The 4,870-nt window shown below is 49.2% G+C and carries 7 protein-coding genes; all 7 read right to left on the bottom strand.

Annotation, left to right across the window (positions count from 1 at the left end; translation table 11 throughout):
- Positions 1-213: 213 nt before the first annotated feature.
- Positions 214-630 carry a KTSC domain-containing protein gene (locus N7974_RS20145; protein WP_262967322.1) on the bottom strand — a complete coding sequence of 139 codons (417 nt, stop codon included), beginning with the start codon at positions 628-630 and terminating at the stop codon, positions 214-216.
- Positions 631-1,112: 482 nt separating this feature from the next.
- Positions 1,113-1,751 carry a hypothetical protein gene (locus N7974_RS20140; protein WP_262967321.1) on the bottom strand — a complete coding sequence of 213 codons (639 nt, stop codon included), beginning with the start codon at positions 1,749-1,751 and terminating at the stop codon, positions 1,113-1,115.
- 307 nt (positions 1,752-2,058) lie between these two features.
- Positions 2,059-2,490, bottom strand: a complete 432-nt coding sequence (locus tag N7974_RS20135; protein ID WP_262967320.1) for a hypothetical protein — start codon at positions 2,488-2,490, stop codon at positions 2,059-2,061.
- Complete coding sequence (locus tag N7974_RS20130) at positions 2,490-3,350, bottom strand: hypothetical protein (protein WP_262967319.1); 861 nt, start codon at positions 3,348-3,350, stop codon at positions 2,490-2,492. The genes N7974_RS20135 and N7974_RS20130 overlap by 1 nt, the downstream gene beginning before the upstream one ends.
- Entirely contained in the window at positions 3,350-3,937 is a 588-nt protein-coding gene (locus tag N7974_RS20125; RefSeq protein ID WP_262967318.1) for a collagen-like protein, read from the bottom strand. The genes N7974_RS20130 and N7974_RS20125 overlap by 1 nt, the downstream gene beginning before the upstream one ends.
- A 162-nt stretch (positions 3,938-4,099) precedes the next feature.
- Complete coding sequence (locus N7974_RS20120; RefSeq protein ID WP_262967317.1) at positions 4,100-4,480, bottom strand: hypothetical protein; 381 nt, start codon at positions 4,478-4,480, stop codon at positions 4,100-4,102.
- A 2-nt stretch (positions 4,481-4,482) separates the two neighbouring features.
- A partial coding sequence (locus N7974_RS20115; RefSeq protein WP_262967316.1) for a hypothetical protein occupies positions 4,483-4,870 on the bottom strand: 388 nt, incomplete at its 5' end.

The raw sequence follows: 4,870 nt of genomic DNA, 5'->3' as shown, positions 1-4,870 counted from the left end.
GGAAGTCATGCAACAACCAAGGGAGGGTTTACGGGTGGGCGGGGGTGGCGGCGGGCGCAGTGTAACTGCGCAAGGCCCGCCGCCTTGCAGGGCCGTGGCCGGCGTAAGCAAGGCCACTGTGACGCTCGGGAGCCACAGAACGTCAACTATTCACGGCTGAACGTTCCGGGAGGTCCAGCCCCGCAGCTCAAGGATAACGCTAAGGTCGCGCGTTCAGGTTTCAAAAAACGTGAAAAAAAGATTTTCCGGCCAGGACTCCAAACGGGTAAAGTGGGTATTGGCATACCGGTAAGTGTGGTTAAAATATGTACCTCGCGGGTAGGACTCTTTCCACTCCAGCCATTCATCAAAACCTAAGCCGTCATAGCCATAGATTGACTGGTCGCTAAACTGCACCACAACCTTGCCACTGGCCAGATCATAACCACCGCACGGGCTTATCCTGTTAAACGCTTCGCTGCTCGGCGCGGTAAACGGGATTATGATAATTATATAGCCGATTTTAGTGTCGCTATCGCGACGGGTTTTGTTGATCGGGTTTTCGCACCCGAAGGCGAGATGCTTTTCTTTGTTCGGCCAAAGAAAAGTATCCAAAAAAAAAAGCCGCCCGGTTGCCGCTTCATCCTTCACACCTCGCTTTTAACAGGAGCTTGCCAAAAGGGACTCCTGTCCCTTCGGCAAGGCCTGGCATCCCTGTCACGTCCCTGAAGGGCTTATCCTGTTAACCGCTTCGCTGCTCGGCGCGGTAAACGGGATTATGATAATTATATAGTCGATTTTAGTGTCGCTATCGCGACGGGTTTTGTTGATCGGGTTTTCGCACCCGAAGGCGAGAGTTAAAGCCAATGTCCACGAAAAACACGAAATAAGGCATAAATTGATTGCTTTTTCGGAGCTTGTAATTGATATGCAGGAACCGATACCAGCCCTTAAAGGTATGATATCGGTAAAATCGTCTTACTTTAAATGACTGGTTGCCAAGCTGGCACAAGTAGCTTTGAGGTAGTAAAACGGAATCGGGGAATTATTTTCGGATGGCCTCGACTCCACTACGTTTCATCGAGGCTACTTGCTTGGGAAAGAGCCAGTTTAAGAATCAGTTAATCACGAAATTAACCGATGTTTTTACGACGCTTTAAGCCGATCGATCCTAGCAAAGCACTACCGAATAGCCAGGCCGCTCCCGGTAATGGCACAGCGGCAGGGGCTGGGACACTATTTAGTGCGCCATAAGTAATGTTTCCAATATAAACAGAGTTTTGCCCTAGGCCGGTAGAAATTGTCGCATAATTGATTATGGAATCGCTTTCATTCAGCGCTACAAAGCCAGTTGGAAAAGCAATGCTATTTGATAAGGATGGTAATCCGATATTGCTCATTGTATAACTTTCAAGTAGCACATCTAACGAATTAAATACGCTTAGTGTCACCGGGGTGTTATTGCTGATAAATTGAACGCCCAAGGCAGCTACAGCACCATTGAATTGCAGTTTTATGGTCGTTGGTCCATTGCCACTTATATCAAGATATGAGAACCCCGGCAACCCGATTAGATTAGTTCCACCGGTTAAGGTTAAGTCATTGGTGGTTATAGTCGTAGCACCATTTGCAAAAGTTGTCGTGTCTAAAACAGTCGCGCTTGAAGAAAAGTCACTTTGTAGGATTGGTGATGCTTCTACGATAGCACTGGAGGACAAGACTATTAAGGATGTCAGTATTGATAAATATTTTAAATGGTTAAAATTTTGCATTATTTGTTCCTAAATTATATTAGTTAGTTTCAATTTAAAAAAGGTAATCGATAAGACAGAATCGGTTTACCGGATTGATTATAAGTACTTAAAATTTTTGCTATTTCAAAACCGTAAATAGAGAATAACAGATAAAAATAATGAGTCGAGTTTTCAATTGTAACGAAATGTAACAAGCACGCTACATACACTAAAGCCATATGCTGTACTGAACAGAGTGAATGGCTATCTACTTAAGCTGTTACCTGTAAGTCAATAATACCAAAGGGTTAAGAGTAGTCATGAAACAAACCATTCTTTTGCTTAATTAACCCAAACTTGGCCATAGTTGGCCGGTGGTTTTTAGGGTGGTTTGGCTGCCGCCCGGCAATGGCCCACCGATACCTGAGCGGATTTGTTGAATAACCCAGTTATTTATTTCGCTGCCGCCGGATCTGGGCAGGGCAAAAAAGCGGCGATGGTTGGTAATATTCCAGGCATTAACACAGGTTAAACCGTTGCGTGTAACGCTGGCGTTGGCGTTATTCATCAGGGCCAGCAAGGCTTTATCGGATACCCGTTGATAGCGTTTTACACTGGCATTGCCGGTATTCATAAGGGCCAATAACGCCGGATATTGTAACCAGTGCCGGTAAATTACTGCCTGATAATTGGCGGCATAATTGCCGATCAGTTGCCGCTGTGTGGCACAGGCAAAGGCGGCGGCTAAGCCGTACTGACAACCGGTTGCCGTGGTCATTAATCGTACCGCAACAACAAGCGGGTAGCGGCATCAACACAAGACGCGCCGCCACAGCGCAAGGTGGTTATTAAGGTGCCGCACTGTTTGAATTTAATGTCGGTGACATTGATGGTTAAGGTCGGTTCTGCATAAGGGCCGTAATCGTTGCCATTGCAAAAAGCGACATTCATCCCCGGTGGTTCACTTGGGCCCAGGCACGGAATCCGCAAACCTTCCGGGATGGCGTTGCCATACGCGGCCGGATTGTTGGACGACAAGATAAACTGACAACCGTTTTCTTTGACCGGAATAACGCCGGTAAAGGGCGCACATAACGACCAGTGCTGCGAGGTACTTAAACCGCCATCGAGTAAAATACCGGTATCAACATCGGCAATATCGGCATCTTTGCGGCGCTCAAAACTAAACCAGAACGGCCCGGTAGTGACACTGGTAAACAGCGCAAAACACACGCGGTTGTTGGCAGCGCTACCAAAACAGACGTGCGGGTTTATGGCATCGTTGGTGGTGTTGGTCAGTTGTAAACGCGGCAACAAGATAACGCCGGTCATGGTGCCGCCTACGGTGTAAGTGGTGCCGACTGTTATCCATATTGACGGCTGCAAGGCGGCGGCACCGCTGCCAAATTCCACTTTGATAAAAATGGGGGTTAAGCCGTCATTGGTCCGGTAAACCTTAAAGCCCATGCTGGTCTGGGTTGCCGTCGGTTTTAACACGGTGGTTAAATCAAGCTGCGCGGCATCGGTAACATTGACAAAGCCGAGCATAAAAATACTATGGATGAAAGTCGCCCAGGCCCTGAACAGGGTATCGGTGCTGTTGGAGTTATACAGGCTGTTGGTGAATAAAGTGGCCATTAGTGTTCCTTTCTTAAAAAAGTAAACGCCACGGTGATGGCTGCCGGTGCGCCGTTATTGGTGACGGTGTAATAAATAGTGTCGGATGGCACCGCTTCCATGTTGGAGCCGTGCGCGTGGGGGTCCAGCGTTTGGGACAATACGGTAACGGCGTTGATATCCAGGATTAAGCCCATGCCCTGCGTGGGCGCCTGAAATACCGAACGCCCGACATCGGCATCCCGGTTCGCTGCGCTGTTGTACAAGCGGATTCTGGCGGCGCTGGATAACACTACCTGTAGTATTTCAAAGCTGTTAGCCATACTAAATGTGCCGGTTTCCCAGTTAAGATTGGCAATAATGCCGGTGGTTACTGTGGCGATTTCCCGAATCCCTGAGGCGGTGCCGGGTGGGCCTTGGTCGCCCGTTAACCCTTGCACGCCTTGCAAACCGGTCAGGCCGCGTTCACCTTGTAACCCCTGTGCGCCGGTTTCACCTTTAAACGCCGTTGCTGCCAGGCGCCTTGTGCCTTCCGGCGCTTCTATGATTAAGCTGTCGGTTTCTTGAACCGGTCTGGCCAGTAAAATTAACTCATTGATGTGTGGCATAGCCTTGGTTAATCATCATGTAAAAAATTTGTCGTTCCGGCAGGGATGGCCGTAACCCGGGCGGCTCTGGATGGCTCGTAAACCTTACCTCCCTGTAAGCTGGATACCGGCAATCCCTGCTGGTATGACGTTGTTGTTGAAGCCTGTTTATCATCAGCTTGGTTAATTGACCTCTATCCTTTCGCTGTATTCATTTTCCAACGGCAAGCCATCCAAAGTCAGCAAGGTATCCGGCGGATAAATGGATTTGGCCAAGCCCAACGAGACATATAAATTCCAGCCATTGAGGCCACCGATTTCGGCGGCTTGTTGTCGGTAATCGGCCTGTTCTTGCTTGCTTAACAAGTGCCAGGCGGCACAAATGCCGTTAAAGCGTTCGCGTTGTTTAGCCTGGGCCGGTGATGGCGCTTGTTGGTTTTGTTTGCCAGGTGCCAGCGGTTTATAAACATGGCTACCCCACTGGCCGGAACGGTATTGCATCCCACCCTTGGCGATATTGCCGTGTGCGGTTTTTGAAAACAACGGGGTGGTGACTTTGGCCATGGTTAAAATTCCGTTAAGGGATGAGCTTTGCAATAGCGGCGAATATACAGGTTAAAGCCGGTCATGCGTAATTTGGCGGCTTGACGGCACCAGTCGGTTTTTGCCGTGTTGTCCAGGTGTTTATAAGCGGCCGTTGCCGCTGCCAGGCGCTTCCGGCTTTGTAATTGCGTCGGTGATTGTTTGTCCCGGATGCTGACCTGGACGCGGATTTGTAAATCCATGCGGCCCCGATTTTCAATGTTGCCCAAGCCTTTACGGACGCGCTGGTAAACCAGCTTGAAGGGTTTGCCGGTTAACGGGTTGTAGCCGTCATGGAATTTGCCGGTAACGGCGACGGTGACTTGATGCACAGGTTTTTTTACTGTCGGCATCCCGGATGCTCCTGTAAGT

It is taken from the genome of Methylobacter psychrophilus (assembly GCF_025583945.1).
GTDB lineage: Bacteria > Pseudomonadota > Gammaproteobacteria > Methylococcales > Methylomonadaceae > Methylobacter_C > Methylobacter_C psychrophilus.
Note: the sequence above shows the minus strand (reverse complement) of the source record. Positions and strands in the feature narration are given on the sequence as shown.

What these genes read in the sequence shown, in the direction of transcription:
- N7974_RS20140 (WP_262967321.1), bottom strand. Translation starts at nt 1,751, where the DNA reads ATGCAAAATTTTAACCATTTAAAATATTTATCAATACTGACATCCTTA.
- N7974_RS20130 (WP_262967319.1), bottom strand. Translation starts at nt 3,350, where the DNA reads ATGGCCACTTTATTCACCAACAGCCTGTATAACTCCAACAGCACCGAT.
- N7974_RS20125 (WP_262967318.1), bottom strand. Translation starts at nt 3,937, where the DNA reads ATGCCACACATCAATGAGTTAATTTTACTGGCCAGACCGGTTCAAGAA.
- N7974_RS20120 (WP_262967317.1), bottom strand. Translation starts at nt 4,480, where the DNA reads ATGGCCAAAGTCACCACCCCGTTGTTTTCAAAAACCGCACACGGCAAT.
- N7974_RS20135 (WP_262967320.1), bottom strand. Translation starts at nt 2,490, where the DNA reads ATGACCACGGCAACCGGTTGTCAGTACGGCTTAGCCGCCGCCTTTGCC.